Raw genomic sequence first — 13851 nt, 5'->3', positions numbered from 1 at the left:
GAAAACCCCACTGGTCCAGTGGGGTTTCAGGATTAACCCAGAATCGGGTTGGTCCAGCCGTTGACGTTGTAGTCGCTCATGCACTGCTCGGACAGCTCACGCATCTTCGCCATGCTGCCGCTGCCGCGGGCGGCGCCCAGACATTGCAGACGCACGGCGTCAGCGGTACCGGCGTAGTTGAGTTCGTAGAGGTGGTGACGGCCACCGAACTCGGAACCAATCGCATCCCACATCAGTTTCATGATCTTGATACGTTCGATGTGGGTGATGTCGCCGGAACCACGGCAGTAGCGGGCCAGTTTTTCATCCAGCTCAGGTACCTGCAGATCCTTGTTGCTGCCTGGCAGATAGATCAGGCCAGACGCTGCTGTGGTTTTGATGATGTGGAAAATCTTGTCATAAGCCATGGGTGCGAAGGCGCGATAGTTAAAGGCGGATTCGCTGGGTGGCAGAAAGGCACCGGATTTCCATTCCGCCGCTGCCATACACATATGATCACTGATGGACCAGAACAGGTTACGCCAGGCAACCACTTCACCCAGTTCCGCCTGCACGTTGCGGAATTCAACCGCGCCGGTACATTCCAGCACCTGCTCCAGCAGACCGGCGAGGAAGTCCAGTTTTACGGCAAAACGGGTACAGGCCTGCAGCGGGTACAGACGACCAAAACCGGCCGCGAAGCTCCACTGTGCCAGCTTGGCCTTGTCTTTGTAGATCAGCACGTCTTCCCATGGAATAAACACGTCTTCCAGAATCAGGATGGCGTCGTTTTCGTCGAAACGGGACGACAGCGGATAATCGAACGGAGATGCGGTATCGGTGGCATTTTTCTCGTAGGACACCCGTGAGATCAGCTTCACACCCGGTGCGTTCATCGGGGTGATGAACAGCAGCGCCATGTCAGGGTCGTTACCAATGTCCTGAATCGCCGTCTGGCCAATAAAGTTGTAGTGGGTCAGGGCGGAGTTGGTGGCAACCACCTTGGCGCCGGTAACATAGATGCCTTCGCTGGTTTCGCGGCTGACGTGAACGTAAACGTCTTTCACTTCGTCGCTTGGCTTGTTGCGGTCAATCGGTGGGTTAACAATGGCGTGGTTCAGGTACAGACAGTTTTCCTGAATGCGCTTGTACCAGGTGCGGGCGTTGTCTGCGAAGTCGCCGTAGTATTCAGGGTTAGCACCCAGAATGTCACCGAAAGCGGCTTTATAGTCGGCAGTACGGCCCATCCAGCCATAGCTCATACGCGCCCATTCGGCGATGGCATCACGCTGTTCCAGCAGTTCTTCTTTGGAGCGGGCGTAACGGAAAAACTTGTGGGTGTAACCACCGTTGCCAGTGTCGGTTTCCCAGCAAAGTTTGTCTTTGGTGGAAGGAGCGTGGAGGGCGTCGTACATGGCGGCAACGGAAGCCGCTGCGTTTTTGAACGCCGGGTGTTCAGTCACGTTTTCAACGCGCTCACCAGCATAATAAATTTCACGACCGTCGTTGAGGCTGGCGAGGAATTCTGCGCCGTTGAATGGACGACCGGCTTGCTGGATATGAGTTTCAGGCTTAATCATAACGAGTACTCCGTTTTATTATTGTTAAACTGTGAGAACGGAAATCAGAGTACTCAAAAGCCTGGCCAAGGCTTGTCCCCAAAAAATGGGGACAAGCGAAACATCCTCCGCAGCAATAGAACGGGCGTTGCAGTGCTGGTTGTAGTGCTTGTTATAGAGGGCCTGTCTGCTGGCAACTGGTTAAAGACAGAACGTCATTCGGCAAACTGGTAAGCCGCTTTCCAGCCGGATTCCTGCGCTGCTCGATATTGACAGCATTCGACAAAATTTCCGCCGTGACCGTATTGCTATTGCAGGAACAGCGGCAGATTATCGCGCGCCGGCGGTCGGCCTGTCGCCAGACCTGTCAGCATCTACCGCTTCTTCCCTCAATTGCAGCAATCGGAGCTGTGACTATGATCGTACGTGAGCGCCCCAACGCCCTGGCCTTGCTGCTGGTGTTGCGAGGTTCTGTGTTAAACCGGATTTTCCCTCACCTTGCCGTTCTGATGATGTTCACTGCAGCAGTGGTTGAACTGCACGGCCACCATATTGCTGACATGGCGCGCTATTCGATTGCGCCCTTTACCTTGCTGGGTATCGCCTTGTCGCTGTTTCTCGGTTTTCGCAATAACGCCTGTTACGACCGCTGGTGGGAAGGGCGTAAGCACTGGGGCGCGATGGTGGTGGACGTACGTTCACTGGCGCGTTCCTGCTCGACGCTGATTGGAGATACCCGGGATCGCGAGCAGCTGATGTATCTGATTGCCGCTCACTACCATGCCCTGCGTGGTCAGCTGCGGCGTGAGCCGGTGCCGGAAGAAGTCGGTCACTACCTGTCGTTGTCCGGGGTGACGGTGCGTACGGATGAAAAGGGTAATTCTTCTGATCGTTATCTGGCTCAGGCCGGTCGCCTGATCGGCCAGTGGTATCGCGATGGCAAACTGGATTCTGTTGGCGTCAGTATTCTGGATGCCCGCATCAGCAGCCTGGCTTTTATTCAGGGCAGTTGTGAGCGACTGGCGGCCACGCCGCTGCCGTTCGCCTATACCTTGCTGTCGCACCGCACGGCGTACCTGTATTGTTATCTGCTGCCGTTTGGTCTGGTTGGCACGATGGGCTGGATGACGCTGGTGTTCACCGTGATCGTCGCCTACACCTTCTGGGGTCTGGATGCGCTGGCAGAGGAGCTGGAAACTCCGTTCGCTGACAAGCCCAACCACTTGCCACTGACAGCGATGTGCCGGGTCAATGATATTTCCATCGCCGAGGCGCTGGGCCTGCCGGTGCCGGATCGACTGGAGCCGGTGGATCATATTTTGCGGTGATGAGGCAAGATAATGTGACTGGTGAGGGCTGACGGCATACAGCTATCTCGCCTACCATAAATAGAGTGGCTGCGTATCTTTCAGACTTGTGGGGAGTGAATATGCTTAAACCTGTCATCCAGCAAGAACCTACCGGCTGTGGCATCGCAGCAGTTGCCAATATCCTTGGTAAAAGTTATGCCGAGATGCAAGCCATCGCCAATGAAATGGGAATTTATGCTGACGACTCATCGCTGTGGTCAGACACCCAATACGTGCGGCGCATGTTAGCTGAAGCGGGCATTGCAACCTCGCCTGAGGAAATTCCCTTCTGGTCCTGGCAAGCCTTGCCAGCGCTGGCGTTACTGGCAATCAAGCACCACCAGCAGGACGGCAAGGATTATTGGCACTGGGTGGTGTTCAAACGTATCGCCGGGCAGCCATTTGTGCTGGATTCGGCTGCGTATTTGCCGTCTAACGTTCGTACGGATTTTGAGGCCATGCAGCCGAAGTGGTTTATTGAAGTGAAAGCCAGTTCTCACTAGGATCAGGTCGTTACTTTCAGGGAAGGAAACTTGTGAGTTTGTTGCAGAGCATGTGGCTGGGCAGCCGGCATTTCTTTATTGCTACTTATATTGTGGAGCTGTGTTTTGCTGCGGGTCTGTTGGATGCTGACTGGTGGCTACTATCGGACCGGGTACTTGAGCAACTCATAACAGCCTGGTCTGGGCGACCGGAAATATTTCTGCTTCTGGCTGCGCTTATGGTAGCGATGGATATGGTTACGGTTTTGAAAGGTTGGGGATATCAACCAGAAAAGCTGCGCTTGATTTGCACCGTATGCGGTTGTATCTGTTTGGTAGAGACGTTTATGTTCGGCGTGCTTGCCAACCATGCTCTGATTGCCTTCTGGGCCTTGCGATCCTGTTTGCCGTCCGATGCCCAGCAGTCTGGTTGCGCTGCATCCGGATGAATCTGTCAGTGATCTTTGCTATCCAAACTCCGGAGTTACACGAATAACTCCGGAGTTTGGTCGTGAGCTTACTGGACGGGCACGTTGTTCAGAACTTCCTTCCATTCTTCTGGCTTTCCGTAGTACTGGCTGTGATTCAGTCGTTGCCAGCCAGTGTCGGTTTCCAGTAACAAGGTCGGAAAGCCTTGCACGCCCAGTTTCCCCATCAACTGCCGACTGGCTTGCAGCGCCTGGCCCAGTCGCTCATGGCTATCACTCATGGCAGTTTGCCAGTCAGTTGCCGTCAGCTGGATACCCTGTTGCAGTGCCAGCTGCAGTGCCAGCTGTTGCAGGATATCGGCGTCACTGACGTCGAGGCCGTACTGATAGTGGGCTTGCTGAATGACTTTCAGCAGGCTGAATTCATCCAGACCCAGTTCACGGCCACTCAGAATGGCCTGGGTTGTTAACAGCGAGTCGAGCACCAGTGGCTGGTTGCTGGAGACTCTTTGCTTGTACAAATCGCCGAATTGAGCGCCGGTTAATTCGCCAATGCGTTGGTCGGCCTGCAGGATATGCTGGCGGAAACTGTTGTCGATGGTGCGGCGGGGAATCATGCCACCCGGATGAAGTTGCAACTGCCAGCTTTGCTGGCTTGCCTGTTGCTGCAATTCGTTAATCAGTGCGGTGGCACCGTAGCACCAGCCGCACATGGGGTCGTAAAAGTAGTGGACTGTTGTCATGCTGACGGCTCCTGCGATTACTGTTGTTGTGGCGCTGTTCAGTCTGCCGGGCTGCTGTGCTGGCGGCCCGGTATCGTATGTAGAAGCTGGTTTATTCTGCGACTCACCACTTCATCTCTCCGGTATGCACCTTGGAACCCAGTTCCAGCGCAATACCCAGGCCCGCTTGAGGGTATTGTTGCTGCATGGCAGCCTTGACCTCAGCACTGCTGTGATATTGCTTCAGCGCCTGGCGGAAGTTGGCCAGGTAGTCTTTGGAGTATTCAATGGCGCTGGCGGTCAGTTCGGTATTGGCGGCCATATGACCCGGAATCACAATTGCAGGTTGCAGCGCCAGCATGGCGTCGAGCTGCTGGTTCCAGGCATCCAGCTGGGATTTGGTCTGGGTGTCGGCGGTCCAGAGATGCAGACCGCCAAATACCGCGATATCACCCAGAATAGCCTTGCTGTCCTTGATCCACAGGTAAGGACGGCTGGCCAGCTCACCAGTGGTGCCACGAATTTCAATGGTGTGGCCGTCAATAGTCAGGAACTTGCCTTCGTAGGCCTCAGGCAACACAGGTTGCTGCGGGGCATTGGCACCCAGCAGTGGGCCCCAGTAGGCCAGTTTGCCAGCCATTTTCTTTTCAATGCTCTGACGAACAGCCGGCGTGGTAATCACCTTGGCTTCGGGGAAAACCTGCTTCAGTACTTCAGCACCAAAATAGAAATCCGGATCGGCCTGGCTGATAAAAATGGTTTTCAGCGGCTTGCCACTGTCGAGCACCTTGGCCGCAATGCGCAGACCATCGGCTTTGGTAAAGCCGGTATCAACCAGCATGACTTCAGAGTCACCAATGATCAGGGTGGAGTTGACGTGGAAGCTGTTACCGTCGGCGTTGTACACATCCAGAGTCAGGTTCTGGTTGGCGGCCAGAACAGCGTTTGACAGCAGCGTCAGGCCAAAGGCTGCGATTGGGGCAGACACAAGTTTGGTTGTGGTTTTCAGCAGGGATTTTTTCATGTTCAGCTCCGTTAATCGGTTGCAATACGTTCAGAAGATGGAGCCATTGTGGTGCTTGATTGGTTACTGAAAAATACCAGATACTGATCACCATTATTTCGTTATTCGAACAAATTGGGGCGGTAATGGATCGTATAACCGCAGCAAAAGTGTTTGTGGATCTGGCGTATTCCGGCAGCTTTACCCGCACTGCTGATCGTCTGGATATGTCGCGGCCGATGGTCAGTCGTCACCTTGAGGCGATGGAAAGCTGGCTGCAGGCGCGGCTGTTCCATCGAACGACGCGCAAGATTTCTCTCACCGCGGCTGGCGAGCAATGCCTGGCAGACGTCGAGCAGTGGTTGTTGCAGGCTGAACAGCTTGAACAGCTGGTGGTGGCTCAGCAGCAACCGGCCGGGCAGATTCGTATTGCCACCAGTATGTCGTTCGGGTTTTCCCAGCTGGTGCCTGCCTTGCGCGATTTTATGGCGCGTTATCCGCAGGTGACGGTGGACTTGCAGCTGCAGGACACGGTTACGGATCTGACTGCCGAACGAATTGATCTGGCGTTGAGGTTTGCCACCAATCCGGACCCCTCGCTGATTGGCAAGCCAATCGCGATGTGTGAGTCCGTGCTGGTGGCGTCACCTGCTTACCTGCAACAACAGGGCGTGCCGCAAGACCCGGACGATTTGCGTCGGCATCAGTGTTTGGGGTATCGCAATTTTGGTCGTCATGTCTGGCACCTGAGCCATGCAGATAAGCAGGATGTGTCGGTTGATCTGAACTGCCGTTTGACGGCCAACGAAGTGACGGCACTGATGGCCGCTGCAAAAGAAGGTATGGGCATTGCGATGCAGCCGACCTATCTGGTGTCGGGCTTGCTGAAAAGCGGCGAACTGCAAGTGGTGTTGCCGCAATGGCGACCGGACGATCTGAAAATTTACGTGCTGTATGCCTCACGTAAACATCAGTCGACTGCAGTGCGGGCCTTGATCGATCACCTGGAACATTGGTTTCAGCAATATCCCTGGTGAGCCGTTTGGGTGTCAGTTCGGCAGGGTTAGCGGCACAACGCAAACAGCTGCGCTCGTGAGCAGATCCCCAGCTTGTCGTAGGCGCGTTTGCGGTAGGTGACGATACTGCTGGCCGCCACGCCGAGTTCATGGCCAATGGCTTCGGCTTTTTTGCCTGCCAGCATGGCTTCGCAGACCTGTCGTTCACGTTCCGACAGCGGTGCCAATGGCCCCTGATTCAGCAGCTGGTTGTTAAGCAAATAGTGTTTGGTGACCAGCATGGCGATCAGCCGGGCAATACCGGTTTCGCGTTCACTGCCGGGTTCTCCAAACAGGTCCTGATATTGGCCGCGACGGCTGTAAAGGTTGATGCAATAGTTGCCGTCCGGCGAGTGGCAAATAACCGACCATTTGTCGACAAAACCGGGGCCGCTGATAAAAAGCTCGCGGTAGCGGCGCCCCATTTTCTGGCAATAACTCGCCAGTGGCAGGGTCATCAGCTGGCCGGGCTGGCATTGTTTGATGGACTCAAAATTGGGGTCATTACGGTAGTGCTCTTCGGAAATGTACGACAGTGCCAGCTGGCGGGCGCGTTGGTCGCGGCCAAAGTCTTTCGAGATGACGGTAGTCAGGCGATCACCGTCCGGGCACAGGAACGTCATGCACTGATCGGTATTTAATTGCTGATGTAACCAGTCGAGAAACAGGTCGTAGAACGCTGGCGTACCCAGCGACTCCAACAGCGTCAGGTGTTGGTCTGACGGCAGCGTAAATGCTTGCTGATCCATAGTGGATGGATGCTCGTTGTTATTGTTATTTCAAAACTGTTGCTGAGCATAACAAATTTCTGACAGCAGGGCCGTTATCTTTCCGCCAGGTTCGTTGGGCGTTGCTTCAACGATAGAAAAAGCCCAGATACATGCTGCCTGTCAGGTGCTGGTATTTTCCGACTCTCGGTATTTCTTCGCTGAATAACTGTGGGCATGTTCCTTAATTGACACTTTTCTGTGTAGTAGCACAAACAAAATCAGACGACGTTCCCATTTGAGGGAGTCGTTGGCGGGTAAGGTGCCCGGCATTCAAACATTATTGTTCAAACAGCCACAAGGAAGATTCAGGGATGAAGGCCATTGCAGTCATATTGTGCTTGATTGCCCTGAGTGCCTGTCAGGAGGATTCAGTGGGAATCATTATTCCAGAGCGAGTATGTCTGTTCACCGGTTTTGACGCCAGGTTGGTTGAAGGTGATAAACCATTGGCCAATCGAAAACTCATCAGAACCTGGGAGATAAAGGGGAGAGAATATCAGGATGAAACCATCACCGATGAAAACGGAAACTTTCACTTTGATACTATTTGGTACAACTATCGGGTTCTGTTAGAGGTCGCCTTTGTGAGTTATCAAAGAATATATCTGGATGATATGTCGGAAGAAAATCAGCTTTGGGGTGGTGGAAAAATGAAAAAAGCTGAGTTTACTGAGTTTGGTGGCAAGCCTGAAAATGTTATATGTGACATTTTACGTGAGCCTGAAAATCCTGATTTTAGCAATGATAGTATTTGGAATAAATGTAGATGGAACCTTTGATATGGAATGAAAAAGGGTGATCAAATCTGAATTTTTAGTTGGATAAAATTCTCGGGATTTAAACGTTATTGTTCAAACAGCCACAAGGAATATTCAGGGATGAAGGCCATTGCAGTCATATTGTGCTTGATTGCCCTGAGTGCCTGTCAGGAGGATTCAGTGGGAATCATTATTCCAGAGCGAGTATGTCTGTTTACCGGTTTTGACGCCAGGTTGGTTGAAGGTGATAAACCATTGGCCAATCGAAAACTCATCAGAACCTGGGAGATAAAGGGGAGAGAATATCAGGATGAAACCATCACCGATGAAAACGGAAACTTTCACTTTGATACTATTTGGCACAACTATCGGGTTTTGTTAGAGGTCGCCTTTGTCAGTTATCAAAGAATATATCTGGATGATATGTCGGAAGAAAACCAGATTTGGGGTGGTGGTAAAATGAAAAAATCTGAGTTTACTGAGTTCGGGGGCAAGCCTTTAAATGTGACCTGTGATATTTTGCAAAGACCTGTGAAATCAGCGATTGGAAATGACAGTGTTTGGAATAAATGTAGATGGAGCCTTTGATGTGGAATGAACAAGGGTGATCAAATCTGAATTTTTGGTTGGACATAGTGCGTCGTTTCCTGTTTGGTAAAGGTTAGGGAAACGCCACAGAAAAATTAACACTCCTAATAACGGGGTAGAACCCCTGGAGCATTTTAATCGTCAGTATCGCAAGGAGGTTGGCCAATATGCCAGTATCTGAAATTACTGGTTGTGGTTGAAAATAACCCAATTTCCATATATTTAAAATTCTCTGGAAAATTCTTATTTATATAGGCGTTGGTATCTCGGCCCGAAAGGCTTTTTATAAAAAAGCCCGGTGACACCTTGGTATGACCGGGCAAAAGAGACGTTAATTAACAGGAAATAGCGTTAATAGAGCTTACTGAATCGCGTCCAGTACCTTGCGGAAAGTGGCCATTTCTTCGTCGCTGAACTGGCCAAACACTTGCTGTTGGCGGTCGCTGGCGATCTTGCAGAGTGTTTCAGCCTGCTCTGTACCAGCAGCGGTCAGGCTCAGCTGGTCTTCATTCATCGCCAACCATTCCTTGCGCTTGAGTACTTCCACTGCGGCTTGCAGGTCCTGATCTGGCATGGATATACGCTGTTCCAGCTCGGAGGCGGTGAGCGAACCGAAGTCGTTCAGAGTCAGGATCATGCGTGCTTCAACAGTACGCAGGCCGGTGGATTGTTGCAGTGGCTGATAGCCAGTCTGGTAGCGTTTCACTGCTTGCAGCATCTGGTAGTAGAGGTTGTTGTCCAGCCGTTTCTGGTTCTTCGCTTCGGCGGCGGCAGTCGCTTCGGAATCCTTGGGTTTGACGCCAGCATGTGGGATCACCGCCGAGTAGGCACCGCCATGATAGAGTAGTGGTGCGCCGCCATTGTCGTCGAAGGCAACGACCTTGCCGATCAGAATCCAGTGGTCGCCACCGTCGAGTTTCTGGTAGTTCTCACACTGGAATACGGCAGCGCAGTCTGGCAGCACCGGCGCGTCACCGAGGCCTTTGCTGTAGCTGATGCCTGCAAATTTATCGTCAGATGGACGGGCAAAGTGGTTCGACACTGGAATCTGGTCGGCAGCCAGTACGTTGACGGCAAAGTGGCTTGCCTGATCGAAAATTTCGACACTGCCGGAGTTTTTCATGATGCTCCACAGCACCAGTGCCGGGTCCAGCGATACCGAGTTGAAGCTGTTGGCAGTCACGCCGGTTTGCTGGCCATCCGGGGTGGTGGCGGTGATCACGGTGACGCCAGTGGCGAAATTACCAAGGGCGCGGCGGAATGCTTTGGGATCGAAAGTGGTCATGAGGGTGTCCTGTGGCTGTCGTCAGACGTCGAAGGCGGACGTCTGACGCATAATTAGGGGGATTTCTGGCTACCATGCTCCTGCGTGGTAGCCATCGGGCAGCTGCGTTCTCTCGCAGGAGCGTGGGAACGAGGTGCACCGTCCGACAGCATGGCTTTGGAGTTACAGCAGGCTTGGATCCGGGTCCATATCCAGCAATTCGCGGCCAATGATCTGGGCACAAACATCATAGTCAGTGTAGGCGTGAGCGGCGGTCATGTTGGACTCGCGCCACAGCCGTTGGGCTTCACGATCGAGGTACCAGTTGGAACCACCCATGACTGCCCACAAACGGTTGACGGCTTCGACACACATCTTGATGGCGTAAGCCTGGTTGGTACGCCAGTGGGCCAGTTCGTAACGAGTCGGATACTGGTGACGTTCACCAAATTCCTTGTGCTCGTTCCAGGTTTTTTCCAGGTAGGCACGGGCAGCGCACACTTGCTGGTAGGACTCGGCAATGCGCATCACCGGTGCGATGGAACCGGCGACCTTGGCACCTGTGTAGGCGCGGACGCGGTTTTTGGTGATGTCCTTGTAGACTTCGACCATGCGTTCGGCAACCCCCAAGCTCATGGCTGCAAAACCACTGGCGAAGTACGGACGGTACGGGGTGTGGTAGATCTTGCTGTCCGGGTACAGCTCACGTCCAACATGACGGCCTTCCATCATGTCGCGGGCGGCCTGAATACGGTGTTCCGGTACAAATACGCCGTCGATATGGGCAGTCTTGGTGCCTGAGCCCTGCATGCCCATGGAGTACCAGTCGTCGATGATGGTGAAGTCAGACTTCGGAATCACCGCGAAGCAATAGACCTTTTCGTCGTCGATCATGCGGTTGAGGCCAACAATGATCCAGTCGGCGTGGTCAACGCCAGAGCTCCACTTCATATCACCTGTAAAGACGATGCCGCCTTCGGCTTCTTCATAACGACCAAATGGCGCGATGGAAGAGGAGGCAACCGCATCCGGGTTTTCACCCCAGAATTCTTCCTGAGCCTGTTTGTTGAACATCGCCATCTGGTGGTTGTGGGTACACAGCAGGCTGTAGCCCCAGGCTGTAGAGCAGCAAGCACCCGCCAGTGCAGCAATGCAGTCAGTAAACTCTGGCAGTGAGATTTCCAGGCCGCCGTAGGCTTTTGGCAAAAACGCGCGGTTCAGTCCAATGCCGTGCAGCATTTCCACGTTTTCTTTCGGGATCATGCGCAGCTCTTCGGCTTTTGAAGCGTTGGCACGGATGGCAGGCAGGATTTCCTGCAGCTTTTGCAGCATTGGGTTTGAAGTGGTCATGGTCAAACGCCCTTATGGTCTTTGTATTGTTATTTGATCCGGAAGCCTGCTGGGCCCTTGCAGAATTCCTGGAAGTTGCGATGCGACTCTTGTGACGCTGCAAACTTCAATGGAGCCATTATTCCCAGCGGTGGGAATAAGGAACATGACGTTTTCTCGTTAAAACTGGGACTTTTCTGTTTTGGATAGGAGGGGAAAGCGTTTGGACAGAGGGAATATGGCGGGTTTTAACGCTGAAATGGCATTTTTATCATGTGACAGCTGGGGCATTGGAGAAGGGCGACCTGACCAGTGGGTTGATCAGGCCGGGCTGTCGGCTGAGGGGGTTCAATCGACAGATTTCAGGTCCAGCAGGCGGCGTTTGATTTTTTCGCTCAGCTTGTGCAGATCATTGGCCAGTTCCTGCTCGGCTTCTTCGCGTTTGTTGGCCTGGCTCAGTGACACAATGGAAGAGGCCTTGAAATGGAACATCTTGTGAGTGGCACGCAGGTCTTCAAAGGCGGCGTAGCTGCCGAGGTAGCGTTTACCATCGCTGTAAATCCATTTGCCCAGTGCGCATTGATCGTCACAGGCGATGTTGTCTGCGTGCAGGTGTTCTTCGCTGTGACCGGCAACATAGGTTTCCAGCCGGGTCAGCCAGTTTTCGTGGGCGGCGATAGAAACGTCGATATCCAGGGATTGGCTGGCATGACGAGCGGCTTCCGCGGCGCGAATGGCATCTTCCTTCTCATGGCTGCCGAAGCTGAAAAAGCTGAGAAATCCCATAGTGCTCACTCCTGTGTCGGTATAAGTATTCTGGCAATCAAATGTGCCTGGGAGAGTTGTTAGGTGTGAGTCTATGGGGGATAAAGGTCTGACCTTTGACGAACATCAAAAAAGTGGCCTGCGTGCTCGCACTGGACATGTGTTACGTGAGGTAAATCAAATTCAGTTGGTGATAAATAAACATGCCTACATGTGCATGTTTTACATGTTTATTGGGGTTCACTAATGAACCATTTGCGATGCCAGAATACGAAGCTGGTTGGCTGGACTATGCTTACGATTGCAGAACGGTTGTTATACAAAATGGTGCCGCTATAGCTCACCTCCGGAGGTGGAATATGCAATGTAATGTTGGCAAGTCAGACAAGGTTTTTCGGGTTGTACTGGGGCTGGTGATACTTGCGATTGGCTTGATGTCGCATTCCTGGTGGGGGCTGATTGGGCTGGTGCCACTGGCAACGGCAGCACTGGGTTGGTGCCCGGCTTATATGCCACTGGGAATCTCGACCTGCCAAAAGCCGGATTCTGATAGCGATTAGCGAAATTCCTCACTTTGGCCGGTTAATTCCGGCGGATTCCGCTTGTGCGCTTGGCCTGGCTCTCATTCGCTGGTTAAAGTCCTCACTGAATGTAGGTGTTGAGGTTGGATTTCATGAGCGACGCCACGCGTCATCCCCACGCGGCTATGTCCGGTTCCGGGGCAGGGCATACCGGTGAGCGCAGTGCTGACTGGCTGGCGCAGTTGCCGGAAGGGCAGATTCGTCAGTTTGATGAAGGTGATGTGATTTGTCGGCCTGACAATCATCAAAACCGGATTTTCCTGATTCAGCAAGGCTGTGTGCGCATCTGTCTGTCGGCCGAACACAAGGAATTGACGCTGGGCTGGTTACGGCCTGGCAGTATTTACGTTACCCACACCCGTGCCTGGGTGGAGGCTCTGGAACCAACCCGTATTTGCAGCTGGCCAATTGAACGGCTGACCAGCATGATCGCAGAAGCCCCGGAACTGGCGATTGCGGCGATGCGGGAAGTCGGCATGATGCTGCATCAGGCCACCAACCTGATTGAAGATCTCGCCTTTCGGCCAGTTGATGCCCGGCTGGCACGCTACCTGTTGCTGGAACGCGGCACCCAGAACAGTGACACCATTCAACTCACCGGCCATACCGAATTGCTGGCCAGCCTGCTGGGCACTTCTCGTCAGACCCTGTCGACTTCCATCAACCGCATGATCAAGGATGGTTTGCTCAATAAACTCGAACGCCAGCAGCTGCAACTGCTGGATATTGCGGCGCTGGAAGCACTGGCGCAGGTGTAAATAAACGCCGGATTCGCTCGACTGTCAGCCAGCTGACAGAAGCCAGCCTCTGTGATGACTAGAGTGGGACGCAGTTCTACTCATAACCTCGCTCATAAATCACAGGGAGACTCTTGATGAACATGCCCGAAAACGCAGCAGCCGAAACCGACCGCTACGTCACTTTCTGCGGTATCGATTGTGACGGTAACGCCAATCTGCTGATCGACATGCTGAACGCCCACCTGCAAGCGGGTCACGGTGACCCGTTATGGCAGGAATACTTCCAGCAGAAGCGCGAACAGCAAGCCAAGATGAACCACGACAATCTGTACTTCGTGGGTGCCCAAATGAACAGCCTTTATAGCTATCTGGAGCAGTGCGAAGACGAAGAAGCACTGGAATTGCTGTGGCGTCTGGAGCAGGAATGTTGCTGACCAGCTGATTGCTTGACTGAATGCTCTCCTCAGTTCCCCCAAGCA

General features: G+C 53.2%; 16 protein-coding genes. 9 read left to right on the top strand and 7 right to left on the bottom strand.

Features of this window, described 5'->3' with window-relative positions:
* Nucleotides 1-32: 32 nt before the first annotated feature.
* Entirely contained in the window at nt 33-1559 is a 1527-nt protein-coding gene (locus K6123_RS21715) for a 4-hydroxyphenylacetate 3-hydroxylase N-terminal domain-containing protein (RefSeq protein WP_221801562.1), read from the bottom strand.
* 395 nt (nt 1560-1954) lie between these two features.
* Between K6123_RS21715 and K6123_RS21710 the strand changes: the two genes are divergently transcribed.
* From K6123_RS21710 to K6123_RS21700, 3 genes are all read left to right on the top strand, one after another.
* The gene (locus K6123_RS21710) at nt 1955-2866 is read left to right on the top strand and encodes a bestrophin family protein (RefSeq protein WP_221801561.1); all 912 of its coding nucleotides are present in this window, start codon (nt 1955-1957) and stop codon (nt 2864-2866) included.
* Between the two features lie 101 nt (nt 2867-2967).
* Nucleotides 2968-3390 (top strand): hypothetical protein, encoded by a 423-nt coding sequence (locus tag K6123_RS21705; protein ID WP_221801560.1) that lies wholly within the window; start codon nt 2968-2970, stop codon nt 3388-3390.
* A 32-nt stretch (nt 3391-3422) separates the two neighbouring features.
* The gene (locus tag K6123_RS21700) at nt 3423-3818 is read left to right on the top strand and encodes a hypothetical protein (protein ID WP_221801558.1); all 396 of its coding nucleotides are present in this window, start codon (nt 3423-3425) and stop codon (nt 3816-3818) included.
* 68 nt (nt 3819-3886) lie between these two features.
* On the opposite strand, the gene K6123_RS21695 is transcribed toward K6123_RS21700, so the two are convergent.
* Both K6123_RS21695 and K6123_RS21690 read right to left on the bottom strand, forming a co-directional pair.
* A complete protein-coding gene (locus K6123_RS21695) occupies nt 3887-4540 on the bottom strand; it encodes a DsbA family protein (RefSeq protein ID WP_221801556.1) in 654 nt (217 codons plus the stop codon).
* 103 nt (nt 4541-4643) lie between these two features.
* Nucleotides 4644-5543 carry an MBL fold metallo-hydrolase gene (locus tag K6123_RS21690; protein WP_221801554.1) on the bottom strand — a complete coding sequence of 300 codons (900 nt, stop codon included), beginning with the start codon at nt 5541-5543 and terminating at the stop codon, nt 4644-4646.
* Nucleotides 5544-5668: 125 nt separating this feature from the next.
* Between K6123_RS21690 and K6123_RS21685 the strand changes: the two genes are divergently transcribed.
* Complete coding sequence (locus K6123_RS21685; protein ID WP_221801552.1) at nt 5669-6559, top strand: LysR family transcriptional regulator; 891 nt, start codon at nt 5669-5671, stop codon at nt 6557-6559.
* 26 nt (nt 6560-6585) lie between these two features.
* Here the strand turns inward: K6123_RS21685 and K6123_RS21680 are convergent, their stop codons facing one another.
* Nucleotides 6586-7326 carry a helix-turn-helix transcriptional regulator gene (locus tag K6123_RS21680; protein ID WP_221801550.1) on the bottom strand — a complete coding sequence of 247 codons (741 nt, stop codon included), beginning with the start codon at nt 7324-7326 and terminating at the stop codon, nt 6586-6588.
* A gap of 332 nt (nt 7327-7658) precedes the next feature.
* Between K6123_RS21680 and K6123_RS21675 the strand changes: the two genes are divergently transcribed.
* On the top strand, nt 7659-8126 hold the full coding sequence (locus K6123_RS21675) for a DUF6795 domain-containing protein (protein WP_221801548.1): 468 nt from the start codon (nt 7659-7661) through the stop codon (nt 8124-8126).
* A gap of 99 nt (nt 8127-8225) precedes the next feature.
* Nucleotides 8226-8693, top strand: a complete 468-nt coding sequence (locus tag K6123_RS21670) for a DUF6795 domain-containing protein (protein WP_221801546.1) — start codon at nt 8226-8228, stop codon at nt 8691-8693.
* Between the two features lie 361 nt (nt 8694-9054).
* On the opposite strand, the gene K6123_RS21665 is transcribed toward K6123_RS21670, so the two are convergent.
* From K6123_RS21665 to K6123_RS21655, 3 genes are all read right to left on the bottom strand, one after another.
* Entirely contained in the window at nt 9055-9978 is a 924-nt protein-coding gene (locus tag K6123_RS21665) for a p-hydroxyphenylacetate 3-hydroxylase reductase component (protein WP_221801544.1), read from the bottom strand.
* A gap of 162 nt (nt 9979-10140) precedes the next feature.
* Nucleotides 10141-11307: a p-hydroxyphenylacetate 3-hydroxylase oxygenase component gene (locus K6123_RS21660; RefSeq protein ID WP_221801542.1), complete on the bottom strand. Its 1167-nt coding sequence runs from the start codon at nt 11305-11307 to the stop codon at nt 10141-10143.
* Between the two features lie 327 nt (nt 11308-11634).
* Nucleotides 11635-12072 carry a CZB domain-containing protein gene (locus K6123_RS21655; RefSeq protein ID WP_221801540.1) on the bottom strand — a complete coding sequence of 146 codons (438 nt, stop codon included), beginning with the start codon at nt 12070-12072 and terminating at the stop codon, nt 11635-11637.
* Between the two features lie 338 nt (nt 12073-12410).
* Here K6123_RS21655 and K6123_RS21650 point away from each other — a divergent pair, with 338 nt between their 5' ends.
* The 3 genes from K6123_RS21650 to cowN all read left to right on the top strand — a co-directional run bounded on the left by K6123_RS21650 (nt 12411) and on the right by cowN (nt 13806).
* Nucleotides 12411-12611, top strand: coding sequence for a YgaP family membrane protein (locus K6123_RS21650; RefSeq protein ID WP_221801538.1), 201 nt, complete (start codon nt 12411-12413; stop codon nt 12609-12611).
* 113 nt (nt 12612-12724) lie between these two features.
* Nucleotides 12725-13390: a Crp/Fnr family transcriptional regulator gene (locus K6123_RS21645; RefSeq protein WP_221801536.1), complete on the top strand. Its 666-nt coding sequence runs from the start codon at nt 12725-12727 to the stop codon at nt 13388-13390.
* 116 nt (nt 13391-13506) lie between these two features.
* Nucleotides 13507-13806 (top strand): N(2)-fixation sustaining protein CowN, encoded by a 300-nt coding sequence (gene cowN / locus K6123_RS21640; protein ID WP_221801535.1) that lies wholly within the window; start codon nt 13507-13509, stop codon nt 13804-13806.
* Nucleotides 13807-13851 lie beyond the last annotated feature (45 nt).

This window comes from Oceanobacter mangrovi (assembly GCF_019740315.1).
In the GTDB taxonomy this organism is placed as follows: domain Bacteria; phylum Pseudomonadota; class Gammaproteobacteria; order Pseudomonadales; family Oceanobacteraceae; genus Oceanobacter; species Oceanobacter mangrovi.
The sequence above is the reverse complement of the archived record's forward strand: the minus strand, read 5'-3'. Positions and strand labels throughout refer to the sequence as shown.

Coding starts and splice junctions, on each gene's coding strand:
- K6123_RS21715 (WP_221801562.1), bottom strand. CDS start 1,559: ATGATTAAGCCTGAAACTCATATCCAGCAAGCCGGTCGTCCATTCAAC.
- K6123_RS21710 (WP_221801561.1), top strand. CDS start 1,955: ATGATCGTACGTGAGCGCCCCAACGCCCTGGCCTTGCTGCTGGTGTTG.
- K6123_RS21705 (WP_221801560.1), top strand. CDS start 2,968: ATGCTTAAACCTGTCATCCAGCAAGAACCTACCGGCTGTGGCATCGCA.
- K6123_RS21695 (WP_221801556.1), bottom strand. CDS start 4,540: ATGACAACAGTCCACTACTTTTACGACCCCATGTGCGGCTGGTGCTAC.
- K6123_RS21690 (WP_221801554.1), bottom strand. CDS start 5,543: ATGAAAAAATCCCTGCTGAAAACCACAACCAAACTTGTGTCTGCCCCA.
- K6123_RS21685 (WP_221801552.1), top strand. CDS start 5,669: ATGGATCGTATAACCGCAGCAAAAGTGTTTGTGGATCTGGCGTATTCC.
- K6123_RS21680 (WP_221801550.1), bottom strand. CDS start 7,326: ATGGATCAGCAAGCATTTACGCTGCCGTCAGACCAACACCTGACGCTG.
- K6123_RS21675 (WP_221801548.1), top strand. CDS start 7,659: ATGAAGGCCATTGCAGTCATATTGTGCTTGATTGCCCTGAGTGCCTGT.
- K6123_RS21670 (WP_221801546.1), top strand. CDS start 8,226: ATGAAGGCCATTGCAGTCATATTGTGCTTGATTGCCCTGAGTGCCTGT.
- K6123_RS21665 (WP_221801544.1), bottom strand. CDS start 9,978: ATGACCACTTTCGATCCCAAAGCATTCCGCCGCGCCCTTGGTAATTTC.
- K6123_RS21660 (WP_221801542.1), bottom strand. CDS start 11,307: ATGACCACTTCAAACCCAATGCTGCAAAAGCTGCAGGAAATCCTGCCT.
- K6123_RS21655 (WP_221801540.1), bottom strand. CDS start 12,072: ATGGGATTTCTCAGCTTTTTCAGCTTCGGCAGCCATGAGAAGGAAGAT.
- K6123_RS21650 (WP_221801538.1), top strand. CDS start 12,411: ATGCAATGTAATGTTGGCAAGTCAGACAAGGTTTTTCGGGTTGTACTG.
- K6123_RS21645 (WP_221801536.1), top strand. CDS start 12,725: ATGAGCGACGCCACGCGTCATCCCCACGCGGCTATGTCCGGTTCCGGG.
- cowN (WP_221801535.1), top strand. CDS start 13,507: ATGAACATGCCCGAAAACGCAGCAGCCGAAACCGACCGCTACGTCACT.